This window comes from Clostridium sp. 2218st1_F5_2218SCRN_220325 (assembly GCF_039062665.1).
GTDB lineage: Bacteria > Bacillota > Clostridia > Peptostreptococcales > Peptostreptococcaceae > Intestinibacter.
Genome location: NZ_JBCLNH010000013.1, coordinates 65,344 through 82,451 on the forward strand (window position 1 = coordinate 65,344; position 17,108 = coordinate 82,451).

The window sequence follows — 17,108 nt, forward strand, 5'->3', positions numbered from 1 at the left end:
AGAGAGAATGAAAAAAGGGTTTTAGTATAAGAGGAGGTACAAGCATTAATGTTTGAACATAAAATTTTTAAAATGGAATTAGCAGGCAGAGAACTGTCTGTCGAGATAGGCAAAATAGCACAATTAGCAAGTGGTAGTGCAATACTTCAATATGGGGAAACTATGGTAATGGTTAACGTTTCTAAGTCAGCTGAACCTAGAGATGGTGTAGATTTCTTCCCTCTAAGTGTTGACTATGAAGAAAAATTATACTCAGTAGGTAAAATACCAGGTGGATTCTTAAAAAGAGAAGGTAAAGCATCTGAAAAAGCTACTCTTACATCAAGACTTATAGATAGACCTATAAGACCTCTATTCCCAAAAGGATTTAGAAATGATGTACAAGTTGTTGCAACTGTATTATCAGTAGACCAAGACTGTACACCAGATGTAGTAGCTATGATAGGTTCATCAGTAGCTTTATCAATATCAGAAATACCATTTAATGGACCAACAGGATCTGTTAACGTTGGACTTGTTGATGGAGCATTAGTAATAAATCCTACTGCAGAACAAAGAGAAAAAAGTTCCCTACATCTTACTGTTTCAGGAACAAAAGATGCAGTAATGATGGTTGAAGCAGGAGCAGATGAAGTACCTGAATCATTAATGCTTGAAGCTATACTTACAGCTCACGAAGAAATCAAAAAAATAGTTGCATTTATAGAAGAAATAGTAGCTGAAGTTGGTAAAGAAAAAATGGAATTTATAGAACCTAAAGCTGATGAAGATATAGAAGCAAAAGTTCGTGAATTAGCTACTGACAAAATGAAAGAAGCTGTAAGAGTAATCGAAAAATTAGAAAGACAAGAAGCTATGGATGCTGTTAAAGTAGAAGTCTTAGATAGTTTCGATGAAGAAACATTAGAAGAATTCGAAGGAGATATAGTATCTGTTTTAGATAAAATAATAAAAGAAGAAGTTAGAAAAATGATAGTGCATGAAGGTAGAAGACCTGATGCAAGAAAAACTGACGAAATAAGACCAATATGGTGTGATTGTGGATTTATACCTAGAACTCATGGTTCAGGATTATTTACAAGAGGTCAAACTCAAGTAATGACAATAACAACTCTAGGAGCACTTGGAGATGTTCAAATACTTGACGGATTAGATGAAGAAGAATCTAAAAGATATATGCATCACTACAACTTCCCAGCTTATTCTGTAGGTGAAGTTAGACCATCAAGAGGACCAGGAAGAAGAGAAATAGGTCACGGTGCATTAGCAGAAAGAGCATTACTTCCAGTAATACCATCAAAAGAAGAGTTCCCATATGCTATAAGACTTGTTTCTGAAGTATTAAGTTCAAATGGTTCTACTTCTCAAGGTAGTGTTTGTGGCTCAACTCTATCACTTTTAGATGCAGGTGTACCTATAAAAGATATGGTTGCAGGTATAGCAATGGGTCTTATAGAACAAGATGGTGAAATAGCTATACTTTCAGATATACAAGGTATGGAAGACCACTTAGGAGATATGGACTTCAAAGTTGCTGGTACAGAACACGGTATAACAGCTATACAAATGGATATAAAAATAGCTGGTATAGATGAAGAAATATTAAAAACAGCTCTTGCACAAGCTAGAGTAGGTAGACTTCACATACTAAATGAAATGAGAAAAACTATAGATGCTCCAAGACCACATTTATCTAAATATGCACCTAAAATAGTGACTATGAACATAAACCCAGATAAAATAAGAGATGTTATAGGACCAGGTGGAAAAGTTATAACTAAAATAATAGACGAAACTGGTGTTAAAATAGATATAGAACAAACTGGTGAAGTATTTATATCAGGTATAGATCAAGAAATGATAGATCTAGCTCAAAAGAAAATATCAGATATAGTTGCAGAGATAGAATTAGGACAAGTATATAAAGGTAAAGTAACTAGAATACTTAACTTTGGTGCTTTTGTAGAATTACTTCCAGGCAAAGAAGGTCTACTTCATATATCTCATATAGCTCATGAAAGAGTAAATAAAGTTGAAGATGTATTAAATATAGGTGACGAAGTAGAAGTTAAAGTTACTGAAATAGATGAAAAAGGAAGAGTTAATGTATCTAGAAAAGCATTACTTCCTAAACCAAAAAAAGACCATAAATAAATTTAAATATATAGTCTAAATTACAATATAATTTAGATATTACGAAAAATCTTTCCCAAATGGGAAAGATTTTTTATATACAAAAAAATTAAATTTCGAGTAAATGAATTAACTAAATAGAAAATCACTTACTTAAAAAGTAAAAAGAAAGTATAGACTCTAAGACATAATAAAAGCAAATTTCTAATAAATTTTATGGACAAGAAATTATTCTAAAGCGTGAATAAAAAATATACTCTTTAAATAATATGTAATATAGGATTGTACTAATAAGGAGGAACCCAATATGGTGTTGATGGTAGTTAGTAAAAAGAAATTAAAAAAGATATTAATTTTTATATTGATATTGGCATTTATAATAGGTGGCATAGCGTACATATTAAAAAATAGAACACAAGATACTATGAATTTGTTGGATTTGGCCCAAAATAATCAGCCTTATACTATGGGTACGCTTAAAAACAGTGGTCACGTTGCAATTACTTGCAACGTAGACTTAGGCTGGGAAGATGAATATATAGAAAAGATTTTAGAAGTATTAGATAAAGAAAATGTTAAAATAACTTTTGCAGTAACAGGTAAATGGGCACAAAAAAACGAAGATATGATACTCAAAATGCAAAAAAAAGGCCATGAAATTTCAAATCATGGATACCAGCATATAAACTATGATACATTATCTTATGATGAAAATTTTAATGAAATAAAAAAAGCACAAGATATTATTGACGATGTATCAAATACTAAGAGTAAATTCTTTCAAGCACCGTCTGGAGCGTTTTGTGACGATACGGTAAAAGCAGCTAATGATTTAGGATATATATGCTATAAATGGGATGTCGATACTATAGATTGGATGGACAAGGATAACCCAGATAAGATAATAGAACGAATTAAAAAGAAAGACATAAAAGATGGAAGTATAGTTTTGATGCATCCTACAAAGGCTACAACAATGTGTTTAGATGATATTATATCAATTATAAGAATAAAGGGGTATATCCCTGGCAAATTAAGTGATGTATTTGAGTAGAATAATTTTCACTTGTATAAATTAAACGTGTACACTATAATAAATACATATATAATTTTCAATATTTAAACAATTGGAGGACAGTATGTATAAATGTCAGACATTAAAAAACGGACTTACTATAATTGGGGAAGAAATACCTTACTTAAAGTCAATTTCATTAGGTGTTTGGGTAAAAGCTGGTTCTATCATGGAGACAAAAGAAAATAGTGGAGTATCTCATTTTATAGAGCATATGCTATTTAAGGGAACTACAAATAGAACTTCAAAAGAATTAGCGAGAGAGATAGATAATTTAGGTGGAGTAATAAATGCTTTTACAAGTAAAGAATGTACTTGTTTTTATGTTAAATTACTAGATGAGCATATAAATATAGGAATAGATGTACTTAGCGATATGATACTTAATTCTCGCTTTGATGAACTAGATATTAAAAAAGAAAAATCAGTAATATTAGAAGAATTAAAGATGTATGAAGATTCTCCTGATGACTTGGTATATGATTTATTACTTGAAAATATTTATAAAGACCATAGTCTTGGTATGAATATTTTAGGTGATAGACAGTCTTTAAAAAACTTAAAAAGAGAAAGTATTTTAGATTACTACAATGAATATTATGTGCCAAACAATTCTATAATATCTATTTGTGGTAATTTTAAATTTGAGGAAATAGTTAAACAAATAGAAGAAAAATTCAAAACTTGGCAACCAAAATCAGTAGATACAACCACTACAAAGCCAAACTTTAATCCTTGTATTGTTAAAAAGAACAAGGATATAGAACAAGTAAACTTAGCAATTAATTTAGATGCTATACCTATGACAAATAATAGGGAAGTTTATGCTTTATCTGTTGTAAATAATGTATTTGGAGGAAGCATAAGCTCTAGATTATTCCAAAAGATAAGAGAAGAAAAAGGCTTAGCTTATTCTATATATTCATCACAAACTTTATATGAAGATTGCGGTGAGTTAGGGATATTTGCTAGTACTAGTACTGAAAATATACAAGAAGTGTATAAATCTATATTAGAAGAAATAGAACTAATTAGAAATGAATATATTTCGCCACAAGAAATACATGAAAGTAAAGAACAACTAAAGGGAAGCTATATGTTAGATCTTGAAAGTACTAGTAGCAGAATGATGTCAAATGGGAAAAATCTGCTTATGAGAAATAAAGTAGATGACGAACAAGATATTATAGATTATATTAACGCAGTAGAATACGACGATGTAGTTAAAATAATCAAAAAAGTATTTAATACAGAAAATATGGGTGTTTGCATAGTAGGTAAAGATGTAGAAAACATAAATTTATAAATCTTGACAATATTAAATTTGAAATGAATAATTTCTTATATTGGAGGGATATTTATGTATTTATCTGAAATAGCAGGTAAAGAAATTGTAAATTTAATCACAGGAGAGAGATTAGGGGTAGTCGGCGAATGTGATATTATAATAGATGAGGCTACAGGAAATATACTAGCCTTATCTATACCTAGAGAAAGAGGGTTTTTAGGTCTTAGAAAAGACAAAGAAGTATTGGAAGTTCCGTGGAGAAATGTAAGAAAAATTGGAAATGATATGATAATAATAGAATATGAAGGAATATATTAGGAGGATATTATGGAGGTTTTAGTACAAAAGTTTGGTGGTACATCAGTAGCATCATACGAAAAGATGAAAGAAGTATGTAAAATAATAGAAGCACATAAAGAAAAATATAAAAATATAGCAGTTGTTGTTTCAGCTATGGGGAGAAAAGGGGCTCCATATGCTACAGATACACTTATAAGCATGTGTACTAATATAAATGATAGACCTACAAAAAGAGAGCTTGATATGATAATGTCATGTGGAGAAATTATATCAGGTACAATACTTGCAACTATGCTAGATTCAATGGGAATACCAGCTACATTTTTAACTGGGACTCAAGCAGGTATAATAACTACAAAAGCATTTTCAAATGCTAAAATAAAAAAAATAAATCCTAAAAAAATTCAAAGAGAATTAGCTGATGGAAAAGTTGTAATTATAGCAGGGTTCCAAGGAGGAACTGAAGATGGTGAAATAACTACACTAGGCAGAGGCGGTTCTGATACATCAGCAGTTGCTATAGGAAAGGCATTAGGCAGTGATTTAGTACAAATTTATACAGATGTAGATGGTATAATGACGGCAGATCCAAGAATTGAGCCAGATGCTAAAGTATTAAAATATGTAGATTATGATGAAGTATTTCAAATGGCAGAAAAGGGAGCAAAAGTTATACATCCAAGAGCAGTAGAACTTGCTAAAAATGCAGATATAATACTGCAAATAAAAAACACTTATAATCCAAATTATGAGGGGACAAAAATAGGTCCAGCAAATGTGCTAAAAGATGTATATGAAGACAGCTCAAAAGTTAAATTTATGAGTGCTGTTGCTCATAAAGATAAGATAGCACAAGTTAAAGTTATAGCTACAGAAGATATATTTTCTAGAATATTAAATGAAATGGAAGATAGACATATAAATATGGATATGATAAATTTCTTTACTGAAAAGAAAGCTTTTGCACTTGATGTAAGCAATCTTGAAGAAGTTGAAAATATATTAAAACAATACGATGTAGAATATGAAATAAAACCTGACTGTGCTAAAGTAACATTAATAGGAAATAAAGTGACCGAGACACCAGGGGTTATAGCAAAAATAATGAGAGCTTTAAATGCTGAAAATGTAACATTACTCCAATCTTCAGATTCATACAACTCATTGTCTTGTCTTGTAGATGAAAAAGATATGGTGACAACAGTGCATGTTATACACAATGCATTTTCTGTTTAATAAAATACATAATGATATATCGATAATAGGCTTACCTTATATTAGGTAAGCTTATTTTTATTCTAATAAATATACAAAGTTGTTGGCGTCATGAACGGAGTGAATTTTCTATAATAAAATATTCTATTTTGGGCAAAATATTTCTGTATAATAGTTGACAAATTGCTATATAAACTTAATTTTTTATAATAACTTTTGTCTAATATATTTATAAAATATAAGGGGTGAAAATATGCCAAAAAACGAAAATACTCAAAATCCGTACATAAATTTATGCGATTGGAATTTTTCAGATGCAAATGATATTAATTTATGTAACTTAGGTGTTGATGACGACCAAGACAACAATCTAGATAATCTAGAAGGAAAGGTACAAAATCCAAATACTATAGATAATCCAAAAGAAAACCCAGATCAAAAGCCAAAAGAAGGCCACGGAAATTTAATAGGTAGCTCTAATAAAAATATTACAGAATACGATTTGAAAAGTGAAGCTAAAATACCACAAAATAACGATAATGATGATGAAGATGAAGAAGACAATAAACAAAAACAAGTTGTCCAAAATATAAAAGAACTTGGGACAACACAAGTACCGACAAAAGAAAATAAAGAAATTCAATGCATTACGATTATCGGTGAAATAGAAGGCCACTTTATGGGGAATCCTCAAAAGAAAGCGACTAAATATGAACATATCATACCAATGCTTTACTCAATAGAAGAAGACCCAGAAATAAAAGGGATATTAGTAATACTAAATACTGTTGGAGGAGATGTTGAAGCTGGTCTTGCTATGGCTGAGCTTTTACACAGCATATCTAAAAAAGTAGTAACACTAGTACTAGGTGGAAGTCACTCAATTGGAGTTCCGCTTGCAACAGCGGGTGATTATTCATTTATCGCACCTAGTGCAACTATGATAGTCCATCCAGTAAGAACAAATGGACTAGTAATAGGAGTAAATGAAACATTTGAGTATTTCAAAAAAATGCAGGAAAGAATAAACGAATTTATAATTAGAACATCAGACATATCAAAAGAAGAGTTGACTAAGCTTATGTATACAAAAGATGAACTTGTAAGTGATGTGGGTAGTGTTCTAATAGGTAAAGAAGCAGTAGACTGTGGACTTATAGATGAAGTCGGAGGTCTTAAAGAATCTCTTACAAAACTTAAAGAATTAATAAAGGAAAATAACAATTAAACAAACAAATTGAATCTCCTGTGTTTAAATACTATAATTTATGATATAATATTAAAATACAAATAAAGTGTTAGTGTTTATGCATTAACACTTTTTGCTGTGAATATAGAATTTTTACAGTATTAATATCCTTAAAATAAGAGGTGAGATTGGTGGCAAAGAAGAAGCAGGGTAAATTTTCGAAAAAGAAAACAACAAATATTAATATTGGATCAGAGTATAGTAATTTAATAACAATATTTATAGGTATCTTTTTATTATACAGTTTAAACTCAAGCTCTATGGGGCTTATAGGAAGTATAACTCAAGAAGTATTTAAAGGATTGTTTGGTGCTTTGGCGATGTTAATACCTATACTTATTATTTTAACAGGGATTTTAGGATTCTTTGACAATAATGAATATATATTCAGGCTGAGAAAAAGTAAGGTATACTACATAGCAATAATATTTATATTTATTTTTTATGGTCTTTTTAATTCAAATCTTATACCGGTTGATAATCCACTAAGACCAGAGATGATAAGTTCAATTATGAGAGTTGGTGTTGAAGATGGAGGAATTGGTCTTATAACATCTATAATTGCCTACTTTATCAAAGAGATATTTGGAATTACTGGTGGCTGGTTAATAAGTTTATTTGCATTATTTTTAAGCATTATATTTGTATTTAATATATCAATTAAAGACATTATATTGAGTGTAAAAAATAAATCAACTGTTGCTAAAGATGAAAATTTAACTTTCAAAGATATGCTTAATAATTTAAAAAATTCAGCATTAGATATGATAACAGATGAAGTCGACGATACTACAATAGTTGATGAAAAGACAGGATTCTTTAAAAAGTTAGCAAATAAGAAAAATCACAAAGATGACCAAAATGAAGATAATCTATCAGAAAATGAAAACACAGTTTCTCAAGATTATGATGACGAAAGAACAGTAAAAATAGTAGGATTTAATCAAGCAGAAGACGACGTACTAGAAATATTAGAAGGAACACAGACTATGGAGCCTGTGGATAGTGGTTTAAAAGAATTAAATGACCTTATGAAAAGAGAGTCTAATAAAGAATATGATTTAGAAAGTACTAATAATTACGATAAATCTGTATTTGATACAAAATCTACTTCAAATAAGACAAGTGATTTAGAACAACTTCATTTTAATTTACAGACAGATTCTAAAAAAGGAGATGTTTCAAATATAACATCTAAATATAAAAAACCTTCAATAAAATGTCTTAAAAATTATAATATAGGAAAAAATGGATATAAAGAGCAAAATAAAAGTGCAGCAGTAAAAGAAACGCTTAAAAACTTTAATATCGAGATAGATAGTTGTCTTGCTACTTTCGGACCTACTATAACTAGATATGAGGTCTCTCCAAAACCAGGAACAAAAGTAAGTAAAATCGTAAATCTATCTGATGACTTAGCTCTTAGCTTAGCTGCTAGAAGCATAAGAATAGAAGCTCCAGTTCCAGGAAAATCTGTAATAGGAATAGAAGTTCCAAACGACAAGCCTCAAGTAGTAGGACTTAAAGAAGTTATAACTAGTGAAGAATTTTTAAATAATCCATCTAGCTTGGCTGTAGGGCTTGGTAAAGAAATAAGTGGAAAACCGCTTATAGCAGATTTAGCAAAAATGCCTCACTTACTAGTGGCAGGGGCGACAGGCTCTGGTAAGAGTGTTTGCATAAATACAATAATAACATCTCTACTATATAAATCATCACCAGAAGAAGTAAAACTTCTTTTAATAGATCCAAAAGTAGTAGAGCTTGCACATTATAATGGAATACCTCATTTATTGTCACCAGTAGTTACAGACCCTAAAAAAGCATCAAATGCTTTAAACTGGGCAGTTAATGAAATGAACAAAAGATATCAATTATTCGCAGAAAATGGAGTAAAAGATATCACAGGTTATAACAAAAAATGTGAAGATAAAATGTACAAAATAGTTATAATCATAGACGAGTTAGCCGACTTAATGATGGCTTGTGGTAACGAAGTCGAAGATTATATATGTAGACTTGCACAGATGGCAAGAGCGGCTGGTATGCATTTAATTATAGCTACACAAAGACCTTCTGTAGATGTAATCACAGGTATAATAAAAGCAAACATACCATCAAGAATAGCATTTGCAGTTTCTTCACAAACAGACTCTAGAACAATTCTAGATATGGGTGGAGCAGAAAAATTACTTGGAAAAGGTGATATGCTTTATTATCCTTTAGGTGCAGCAAAACCAGTTAGAATACAAGGGGCGTTTATATCTGAGGAAGAATCAGAAAAAGTAATAGACGAAATAAAATCTCAAGAACAAGAGGAAGTAAAATACGAAGAAGAAATAATAGAGACAATATCTAGACCTGTTGCTGTAAAAGACAACGATGTAGATGAGTTTTTAGAAGAAGCTATAGATTTTGTAGTTTCAAACAACCAAGGTTCGGCATCAATGCTTCAAAGAAAATTCAAAATAGGATTTAATAGAGCGGCAAGACTTATAGATTCTATGGAAGAAAGAGGTATAGTTGGACCGAGTGAAGGAAGTAAACCTCGTAAAGTTTTAATAACAAAAGAGGAATTAGAAAATTTAAAAAGAGAAAGTTAAATAAGGAGCAAGTAATTTATGTTAAAAATAGCATTAGAATCTCTAGGATGTTCGAAAAACCTAGTGGATGCAGAAATAATGATGGGTATATTAAATGAGAAAGGATATAAGCTAACAGGTAGTTTTGAAGATGCGGATGTAATACTAGTAAACACTTGTGGTTTTATAGAATCAGCTAAACAAGAATCAATCCAAACTATACTTGAATTTGCACAACTTAAAGAAACAGGAAATCTAAAATTATTAATAGTTACAGGATGCCTAGCTCAAAGATATGCAGACGAATTAAAAGAAGAAATACCAGAAATAGATGCTATAGTAGGTACAGGTAGTTATCAAAATATAGATGAAATATTAGCAGAACTTAGCGAAAAACATCAAATAGTAAGTTTAAATAATATAGAATTTGCATATGATGAAAACTTACCAAGATATGTATCAACTCCAAGTCATATGGCTTACTTAAAAATAGGTGAAGGATGTGACAATAAATGTACTTACTGTATAATACCTAAATTAAGAGGAAAATACAGAAGTAGAAAGATGGAAGATGTAATAGCAGAAGCTAAAAAACTTGCAGAAAACGGAGTTAAAGAATTATTAGTAATAGCACAAGATACTACTAAATACGGATTAGATTTATACGGAGAAGAAAGATTAGCAGATCTTTTAGAAGAATTAGCTCAAATAGACGGATTAAAATGGATCAGAGTTATGTATTCTTATCCAGAATCAATAACAGAAGACTTAGTAAAAGTAATCAAAAAATACGATAATATATGTAACTACTTTGATATGCCTATACAACATGCAAGCAACAGAGTATTAAAATTAATGAACAGAAAAACAACTAAAGAAGATATATTATCTAAAATAAATATGATAAGAAGTCATATACCAGATGCTACTTTAAGAACTAGTATAATAGTAGGTTTCCCTGGTGAAACAGAACAAGACTTTGATGAGCTTTCAGAATTTATACAAGAAGCTCAATTTGATAAATTAGGAGTATTCACTTACTCAAGAGAAGAAGATACTCCAGCTGATAAACTTCCAAATCATCATGATGAAGAGACAAAAGTTGAAAGACAAGAAAGATTAATGATGATTCAACAAGGAATATCAGAAGAAAAGAATAATAATAAAGTAGGGAACAAATATGAAGTATTAGTTGAAGAACAAATAGAAGACAACGTGTATGTAGGTAGAACTATATACGATGCAGAAGAAATAGATGCAGTAGTATATGTTAAATCTATAAGAAATCTTCAAGTAGGGGAATTTGTAAATGTAATCATAACTGATGCTTTAGAGTATGATCTAATGGGGGTAATAGAAGATGAATTTACCAAATAAGCTGACATTGCTTAGAATATGCCTTATACCAGTATTTGTGATAGTTATGTTATCACAAATGAATAATTTCTTTTTAATATCATGCATAATATTTATATTAGCATCTATAACTGACTTCTTAGATGGAAGAATAGCTAGAAAACACAATCTAGTTACTGATTTTGGGAAGTTTATGGATCCATTAGCAGACAAATTATTAGTTTTATCTGCGTTAATATGCATGATAGAATATAATTTAGTTGCTGGTTGGATGGTAATAATAATTGTTGCAAGAGAACTTACGGTAAGTATTTTAAGAGCAATTGCTGCTGATAATGGAAAAGTAATAGCTGCAAGTGGTGGAGGAAAAATTAAAACTACAAGCCAAATGATAGCTATAATACTATTATTAATAGGAGCTAATTACTCAAATGAAACTATAGTATTTATTGGAACAATAGCTATGTATATTGCTACAATATTTACACTTTATTCAGGAATAGACTACTTATACAAAAATAAAGAGTTATTTATGAATAGCAAATAAAAGTAATTTAAAGAGTTGTTTACTGTGTATTATTAATATACAAAGTAACAACTCTTTTTTTAATTCTAAGGAAATTATAATCATTTACAAATTGTGAATAAGTATAATTTCTGTATATGTGTTTTAAAAAAATCTATATTTTTCAATATATTTATGATAAAGATTTTTTAAAAAGGCTATAAAGGAGTTTTACAAACTGTGAAAAATATTTTATATAGATAAAATTATAAAATTAAAGGTATAAGATTTTAAAGATTTGTTTATAAAATAAATATAAAATGAAAATATATAAGATAAAGGGTATAAAATAATTAGTTAATCACATTGACGGAAAAACCTTTATAAGTTATAATTAATATACAAGCGAACAAGTGTTTGTTTTTATAAATTAGTATATGGAGGAATAAATAATTATGACTATAGAAAAAGAAAAATTAGACGCGTTAAATCACGTCTTAGGAAAAATAGAAAAAGACTTTGGAAAAGGATCAATAATGAGATTAGGTGAGGCTTCATCTATGGTAGTAGACTCTATATCAACAGGTTCAATAGGACTTGATATAGCAGTAGGTATAGGTGGACTTCCAAGAGGTAGAATAGTTGAAATATACGGACCAGAATCTTCAGGTAAGACAACTGTAGCACTTCATACAGTTGCAGAAGCTCAAAGAAATGGCGGAATAGCAGCATTCATAGATGCTGAGCATGCTCTAGACCCTGTTTATGCAAGAGCATTAGGTGTAGATGTTGACAACCTTATAATATCTCAACCAGATACTGGTGAACAGGCTCTAGAAATAACAGAAGCATTAATAAGAAGTGGTGCGATAGACATAATCGTAATAGACTCAGTTGCTGCATTAGTTCCAAAAGCAGAAATCGAAGGAGATATGGGTGATTCTCACGTAGGTTTACAAGCGAGACTTATGTCACAAGCTCTTAGAAAATTAACTGGTTCAATCAAAAAATCAAATTGTGTTGCAATATTCATAAACCAACTTAGAGAAAAAGTAGGTATAATGTTCGGAAACCCAGAGACAACAACAGGTGGACGTGCACTTAAGTTCTACTCTTCAGTTAGATTAGACGTAAGAAAAATAGACACAATAAAACAAGGAGACAAAATTCTAGGAAGTAGAACTAGAGTAAAAGTAGTAAAAAATAAAGTTGCACCACCATTTAAACAAGCTGAATTCGACATAATGTATGGAGAAGGTATATCTAAAATAGGTGATTTATTAGATATAGCTGCTAATGTAGATATAGTTAAAAAATCTGGTTCTTGGTACAACTATCAAGATATAAAACTAGGACAAGGTAGAGAAAATGTTAAGAAATTCCTAGCTGACAATATGGATTTAACAAATGAAATAGAAGAAAAAGTTAGAAAATACTACAAACTAGGTGCAGAATATAGAAATCTAGAAGAAGATGAGTTAGATGAAAACATGCAAGATTCAAATGATGTTACAGGTGAATAATAATTCTTATAAACCTCCTATTAACTTGACATGCGCTAGAAAAAATTATAAAATTAAATGAGGTAAAGTATTCTAATTTAATATAATTTTTTGTTGTCAATTAGTAAATATTATTAATAAGTTTTATTTTAATTGACAAATAAGTTATCTAATTTATTAGATAACTTAAAGAGCAGTATTCCAAGATTATAAATGTAATACTTATCATATTAAAAAATGTTAGCTTTTTATCTTAAAAGTAGATTGTTAACCTAAATAAATGTGAAAATAAGGAGTAATATTGAATTTTGGGATTAAATAACAAAGGAGGTGGATGTCATAATAGCAACAGCAATTATAGCAGCAGTAGTTGGTTTGGCTATAGGAATTGTAGCTGGATATTTTACAAGAAAAAATATATCAGAAGCAAAGATTGGCGAAGCAGATAGCTTAGCTAAGAATATAATAGATCAAGCAAACAAAGATGCAGAAACAATCAAAAAAGAAAAACTTTTAGAAGCAAAAGAAGAAATTCATAAATTTAGAAATGATGCTGAAAAAGAAAATAGAGAAAGAAGAAATGAATTACAAAAATATGAAAGAAGAGTAATTCAAAAAGAAGAATCTCTAGATAGAAAACAACAAAGTATGGAAAACAAAGAATCTAATTTAAATCAAAAGTTAAGAGCAGTAGATGAAAAACAAAAAGAAGTCGAAGCTATAAAAGTAAAACAACTTGAAAAATTAGAGGATATATCAGGTATTACAAGTGAAAAAGCAAAAGATATAATACTAAGTAATGCTGAAAAAGAAGTAAGACATGAAATGTCTATAATGATTAAAGAAATTGAAACTCAAGCAAAAGAAGATGCAGAGAAAAAATCGAGAGAGATAATTGGGTATGCAATTCAAAAATGTGCAGCAGACCATGTTGCAGAAACTACAGTAACAGTAGTTAATCTACCAAATGATGAAATGAAGGGTAGAATAATAGGTAGAGAAGGTAGAAATATTAGAACTTTAGAAACTCTAACAGGAATTGATTTAATAATAGATGATACTCCTGAAGCTGTAATATTATCTGGTTTCGACCCTATTAGAAGGGAAATTGCTAGAATAGCATTAGAAAAACTTATATCAGATGGAAGAATCCATCCTGCAAGAATAGAAGAAATGGTTGAAAAAGCTAAGAAAGAAGTGGACAACATCATAAAAGAATATGGTGAACAAGCTATATTCGAAACAGGTGTTCATAGTCTACATCCAGAATTAGTTAAACTATTAGGTAGACTTAACTATAGAACAAGTTATGGACAAAATGTTTTAAAACACTCTATAGAAGTTGCTCATATAGCTGGTATTATGGCAGCCGAAATAGGTGCTGATATTAAATTGGCGAAAAGAGCTGGTTTACTTCACGATATAGGTAAAGCAGTTGACCACGAAATGGAAGGTACACATGTTGAAATAGGTATGGATTTACTTAGAAGATACAAAGAATCTAAAGATGTTATCCATGCAATGAGTACTCACCATGGAGACTATGAACCTCAAACTGTTGAAGCCGTATTAGTCACTGCAGCAGATGCGATATCTGCAGCAAGACCAGGTGCTAGAAGAGAAACTCTAGAAGCCTACATTAAGAGATTAGAAAAACTTGAAGAAATTGCAAATTCATACGAAGGCGTAGATAAATCATTTGCAATTCAAGCAGGTAGAGAAATCAGAATAATGGTTAAACCAGAAAAAATAAATGATGAAGAAATACATCTATTAGCTAGAGATATAACTAAGAAGATCGAGGAAGAACTTGAATATCCAGGTCAAATAAAAGTTAGTATAATAAGAGAAACAAGAGCTGTAGAGTATGCAAAATAATGATTAAAATAGCCTCTCTTGAATTATTTCAAGAGAGGTTTTTTGTATAGAAATGTATTTATGGTAAATTATATATTTAAATGATATAATTTAAATATATATAAAATCTCTATCATAAAGCTATTAAAATCTACAGTTAATTTTACAATAAGAAAGAGAGGGGGCTTGCTATGAGTCAGTTTATAAGAATTAACTCTCAATTAGATGCATTAAGAATGAAAGAATTTGAAAAGAAATTTTATGAGAAGTTATCTGACAATGTAAAAATAGTACCAAAAGTAACGCCTTTTAAAGGAATAAATACAGATTTGATGTATATTAAAGATAATAAAATATTATTTATTAAATTTATGGATACTTCAGAAGAGATATTTTCTATATTAGATGAAGAATTAATTGAAGTGATGAATGAAGAATTTAATTTACTTAGATTAAAAATGGCCCAACATCACAGCAATATTTCATATAACTTTATTTATGTAATGCCATATGTAGAAATAGAAGATAAATATGAATTTGAAGAATTTGTAGATAATAATATTATAGACAAGACAAAATTAAACCAAATTATTGAAAATGAAATATATGTAGATAATTACTTAAAAGATAGAAATAATGAGATAGAGTTAAATATGTATATCTTAGATATATGCCCAGAATACTATACTTTAAATAATGAGATGCATATAAATAAAGATTTTAAAAAGATTACATTTGTAAATGACGATTATGAATACAGTGCAAATATGTTAGAAACAAATCAACTTATTAATGCATTGTCAATTGACTATGGAAATAATATATTTAAAGGTGGTTGTGGAACAGGGAAAACGACTATTTTATTGTCTAGAGCAATTAAGTTGGCGCGTGTATATCCACAACATAGATTTGCTATATTCGTATCTTCAAAAAAATTATACAATCAATTAAAAGAAGAGATAGATATTTTGTATAAAGAAAACTCTAATTTAGAGGTTCATACTTTAGCAACATTTTTATTTAAACTAGCTAAGAAATTTGACTTAATAGCTGATTATAGACTATTTAAACAAGACTATGAAAAATACCTTAATAATTTGATTAAACAAGCTAGAAATGTAATAAAAAATAAAAATATGTTTAAAGGTGTATTCATAGATGAGGCTGAAAACTTTAAACATGAAGAAATTGAATTTATTTCAGAATTTTTATATAAAACAAAAAATATATTTGATGTATATTATTGTGATGCTTTAAATATAACTAATGATTTAAATATATTTAAAAATAAACAAGATATAAATCCAGATAAGATGGTTTATTTAGATATAAATTATAGGCAAAGTAAAAGTTTAGTTGATTTTGTAAATAAATTTTGTCAAAACTCTAATAGCTATATAAGAGATTTAAGACCTCTTATAAATCATGATATATATTCACTAACTAAACCAATTCACAAAAAGGGACAAGATCCTGAGATAATAAAAGTAACTGACTTAGAAGAACAAATAGAATCTATTTTATGGGAGATTGATTATCTTACTAATAAAAAAGGATTAGATTACACAGATATAGCTATAGTATATCCATATAATAAGAAAAAATTAAAGAATGGAAAAACGATTTATTTCCAATACATTCTAAGAAAAGCTTTAGAAGAAGCTAAAATACCTTATATGATTGCTGAAGATGAGATAACAAAAATAACAAAAAAAGTAGGTATAACAATTTCGAATATATATGGAATAAGAAATTTAGAATATAAAGCAGTGATTTTCTGTGAATTAGAAATGCTATACAATCAAACAATTAGTGATACAAAGCAAGATTATCAGATAAATGATTTTGTAGGAGATTTAAATAAAATATATTTAGCTCTAAATGTTCCTACAGAGTACTTAAAAATTATAACTACATTTAATGAAGATTCAAGCGAAATAATAAAAATTCTAATAAAGTCTAGACAGTAAATAATTTAATTATAAGAAATAACTTATAAAAATCGCTTTAATCATGAAAATGATAAAGTGATTTTTTAGCTAAAGA

Annotated in this window: 12 protein-coding genes; all 12 read left to right on the top strand. The window is 29.1% G+C overall.

Translation table 11 applies throughout. The annotated features are described in order from the left end of the window. Positions 1 to 48 precede the first annotated feature (48 nt). The 12 genes from pnp to ABCM86_RS09085 all read left to right on the top strand — a co-directional run bounded on the left by pnp (position 49) and on the right by ABCM86_RS09085 (position 17,032). On the top strand, positions 49 to 2,154 hold the full coding sequence (gene pnp, locus ABCM86_RS09030; RefSeq protein ID WP_195931863.1) for a polyribonucleotide nucleotidyltransferase: 2,106 nt from the start codon (positions 49 to 51) through the stop codon (positions 2,152 to 2,154). Positions 2,155 to 2,440: 286 nt separating this feature from the next. Then, positions 2,441 to 3,187, top strand: coding sequence for a polysaccharide deacetylase family protein (locus tag ABCM86_RS09035; RefSeq protein WP_295675647.1), 747 nt, complete (start codon positions 2,441 to 2,443; stop codon positions 3,185 to 3,187). An 85-nt stretch (positions 3,188 to 3,272) separates the two neighbouring features. Further along, the gene (locus tag ABCM86_RS09040; RefSeq protein WP_295762805.1) at positions 3,273 to 4,514 is read left to right on the top strand and encodes a pitrilysin family protein; all 1,242 of its coding nucleotides are present in this window, start codon (positions 3,273 to 3,275) and stop codon (positions 4,512 to 4,514) included. A gap of 54 nt (positions 4,515 to 4,568) precedes the next feature. Further along, positions 4,569 to 4,814: a YlmC/YmxH family sporulation protein gene (locus ABCM86_RS09045; RefSeq protein WP_195931268.1), complete on the top strand. Its 246-nt coding sequence runs from the start codon at positions 4,569 to 4,571 to the stop codon at positions 4,812 to 4,814. 9 nt (positions 4,815 to 4,823) lie between these two features. Continuing rightward, positions 4,824 to 6,032 carry an aspartate kinase gene (gene dapG / locus ABCM86_RS09050; protein WP_195931269.1) on the top strand — a complete coding sequence of 403 codons (1,209 nt, stop codon included), beginning with the start codon at positions 4,824 to 4,826 and terminating at the stop codon, positions 6,030 to 6,032. Between the two features lie 499 nt (positions 6,033 to 6,531). Next, the gene (locus tag ABCM86_RS09055) at positions 6,532 to 7,239 is read left to right on the top strand and encodes an ATP-dependent Clp protease proteolytic subunit (protein ID WP_195931273.1); all 708 of its coding nucleotides are present in this window, start codon (positions 6,532 to 6,534) and stop codon (positions 7,237 to 7,239) included. Between the two features lie 152 nt (positions 7,240 to 7,391). Beyond that, on the top strand, positions 7,392 to 9,863 hold the full coding sequence (locus ABCM86_RS09060) for a DNA translocase FtsK (protein WP_330593238.1): 2,472 nt from the start codon (positions 7,392 to 7,394) through the stop codon (positions 9,861 to 9,863). An 18-nt stretch (positions 9,864 to 9,881) separates the two neighbouring features. Further along, the gene (gene rimO, locus ABCM86_RS09065; protein ID WP_343003871.1) at positions 9,882 to 11,219 is read left to right on the top strand and encodes a 30S ribosomal protein S12 methylthiotransferase RimO; all 1,338 of its coding nucleotides are present in this window, start codon (positions 9,882 to 9,884) and stop codon (positions 11,217 to 11,219) included. Then, on the top strand, positions 11,203 to 11,745 hold the full coding sequence (gene pgsA / locus ABCM86_RS09070; RefSeq protein WP_195931272.1) for a CDP-diacylglycerol--glycerol-3-phosphate 3-phosphatidyltransferase: 543 nt from the start codon (positions 11,203 to 11,205) through the stop codon (positions 11,743 to 11,745). The genes rimO and pgsA overlap by 17 nt, the downstream gene beginning before the upstream one ends. Positions 11,746 to 12,164: 419 nt before the next feature. After that, positions 12,165 to 13,226, top strand: a complete 1,062-nt coding sequence (gene recA, locus ABCM86_RS09075) for a recombinase RecA (RefSeq protein WP_343003874.1) — start codon at positions 12,165 to 12,167, stop codon at positions 13,224 to 13,226. A gap of 309 nt (positions 13,227 to 13,535) precedes the next feature. Then, positions 13,536 to 15,083 carry a ribonuclease Y gene (gene rny / locus ABCM86_RS09080; protein WP_195931462.1) on the top strand — a complete coding sequence of 516 codons (1,548 nt, stop codon included), beginning with the start codon at positions 13,536 to 13,538 and terminating at the stop codon, positions 15,081 to 15,083. A 170-nt stretch (positions 15,084 to 15,253) separates the two neighbouring features. After that, positions 15,254 to 17,032, top strand: coding sequence for a DEAD/DEAH box helicase family protein (locus ABCM86_RS09085; protein ID WP_295675654.1), 1,779 nt, complete (start codon positions 15,254 to 15,256; stop codon positions 17,030 to 17,032). Positions 17,033 to 17,108: the final 76 nt, after the last annotated feature.

Bases quoted from the DNA above. Each gene is read 5' to 3' on its own strand.
- pgsA (WP_195931272.1), top strand. From the start codon at position 11,203: ATGAATTTACCAAATAAGCTGACATTGCTTAGAATATGCCTTATACCA.
- ABCM86_RS09045 (WP_195931268.1), top strand. From the start codon at position 4,569: ATGTATTTATCTGAAATAGCAGGTAAAGAAATTGTAAATTTAATCACA.
- pnp (WP_195931863.1), top strand. From the start codon at position 49: ATGTTTGAACATAAAATTTTTAAAATGGAATTAGCAGGCAGAGAACTG.
- rimO (WP_343003871.1), top strand. From the start codon at position 9,882: ATGTTAAAAATAGCATTAGAATCTCTAGGATGTTCGAAAAACCTAGTG.
- ABCM86_RS09040 (WP_295762805.1), top strand. From the start codon at position 3,273: ATGTATAAATGTCAGACATTAAAAAACGGACTTACTATAATTGGGGAA.
- ABCM86_RS09085 (WP_295675654.1), top strand. From the start codon at position 15,254: ATGAGTCAGTTTATAAGAATTAACTCTCAATTAGATGCATTAAGAATG.
- ABCM86_RS09035 (WP_295675647.1), top strand. From the start codon at position 2,441: ATGGTGTTGATGGTAGTTAGTAAAAAGAAATTAAAAAAGATATTAATT.
- dapG (WP_195931269.1), top strand. From the start codon at position 4,824: ATGGAGGTTTTAGTACAAAAGTTTGGTGGTACATCAGTAGCATCATAC.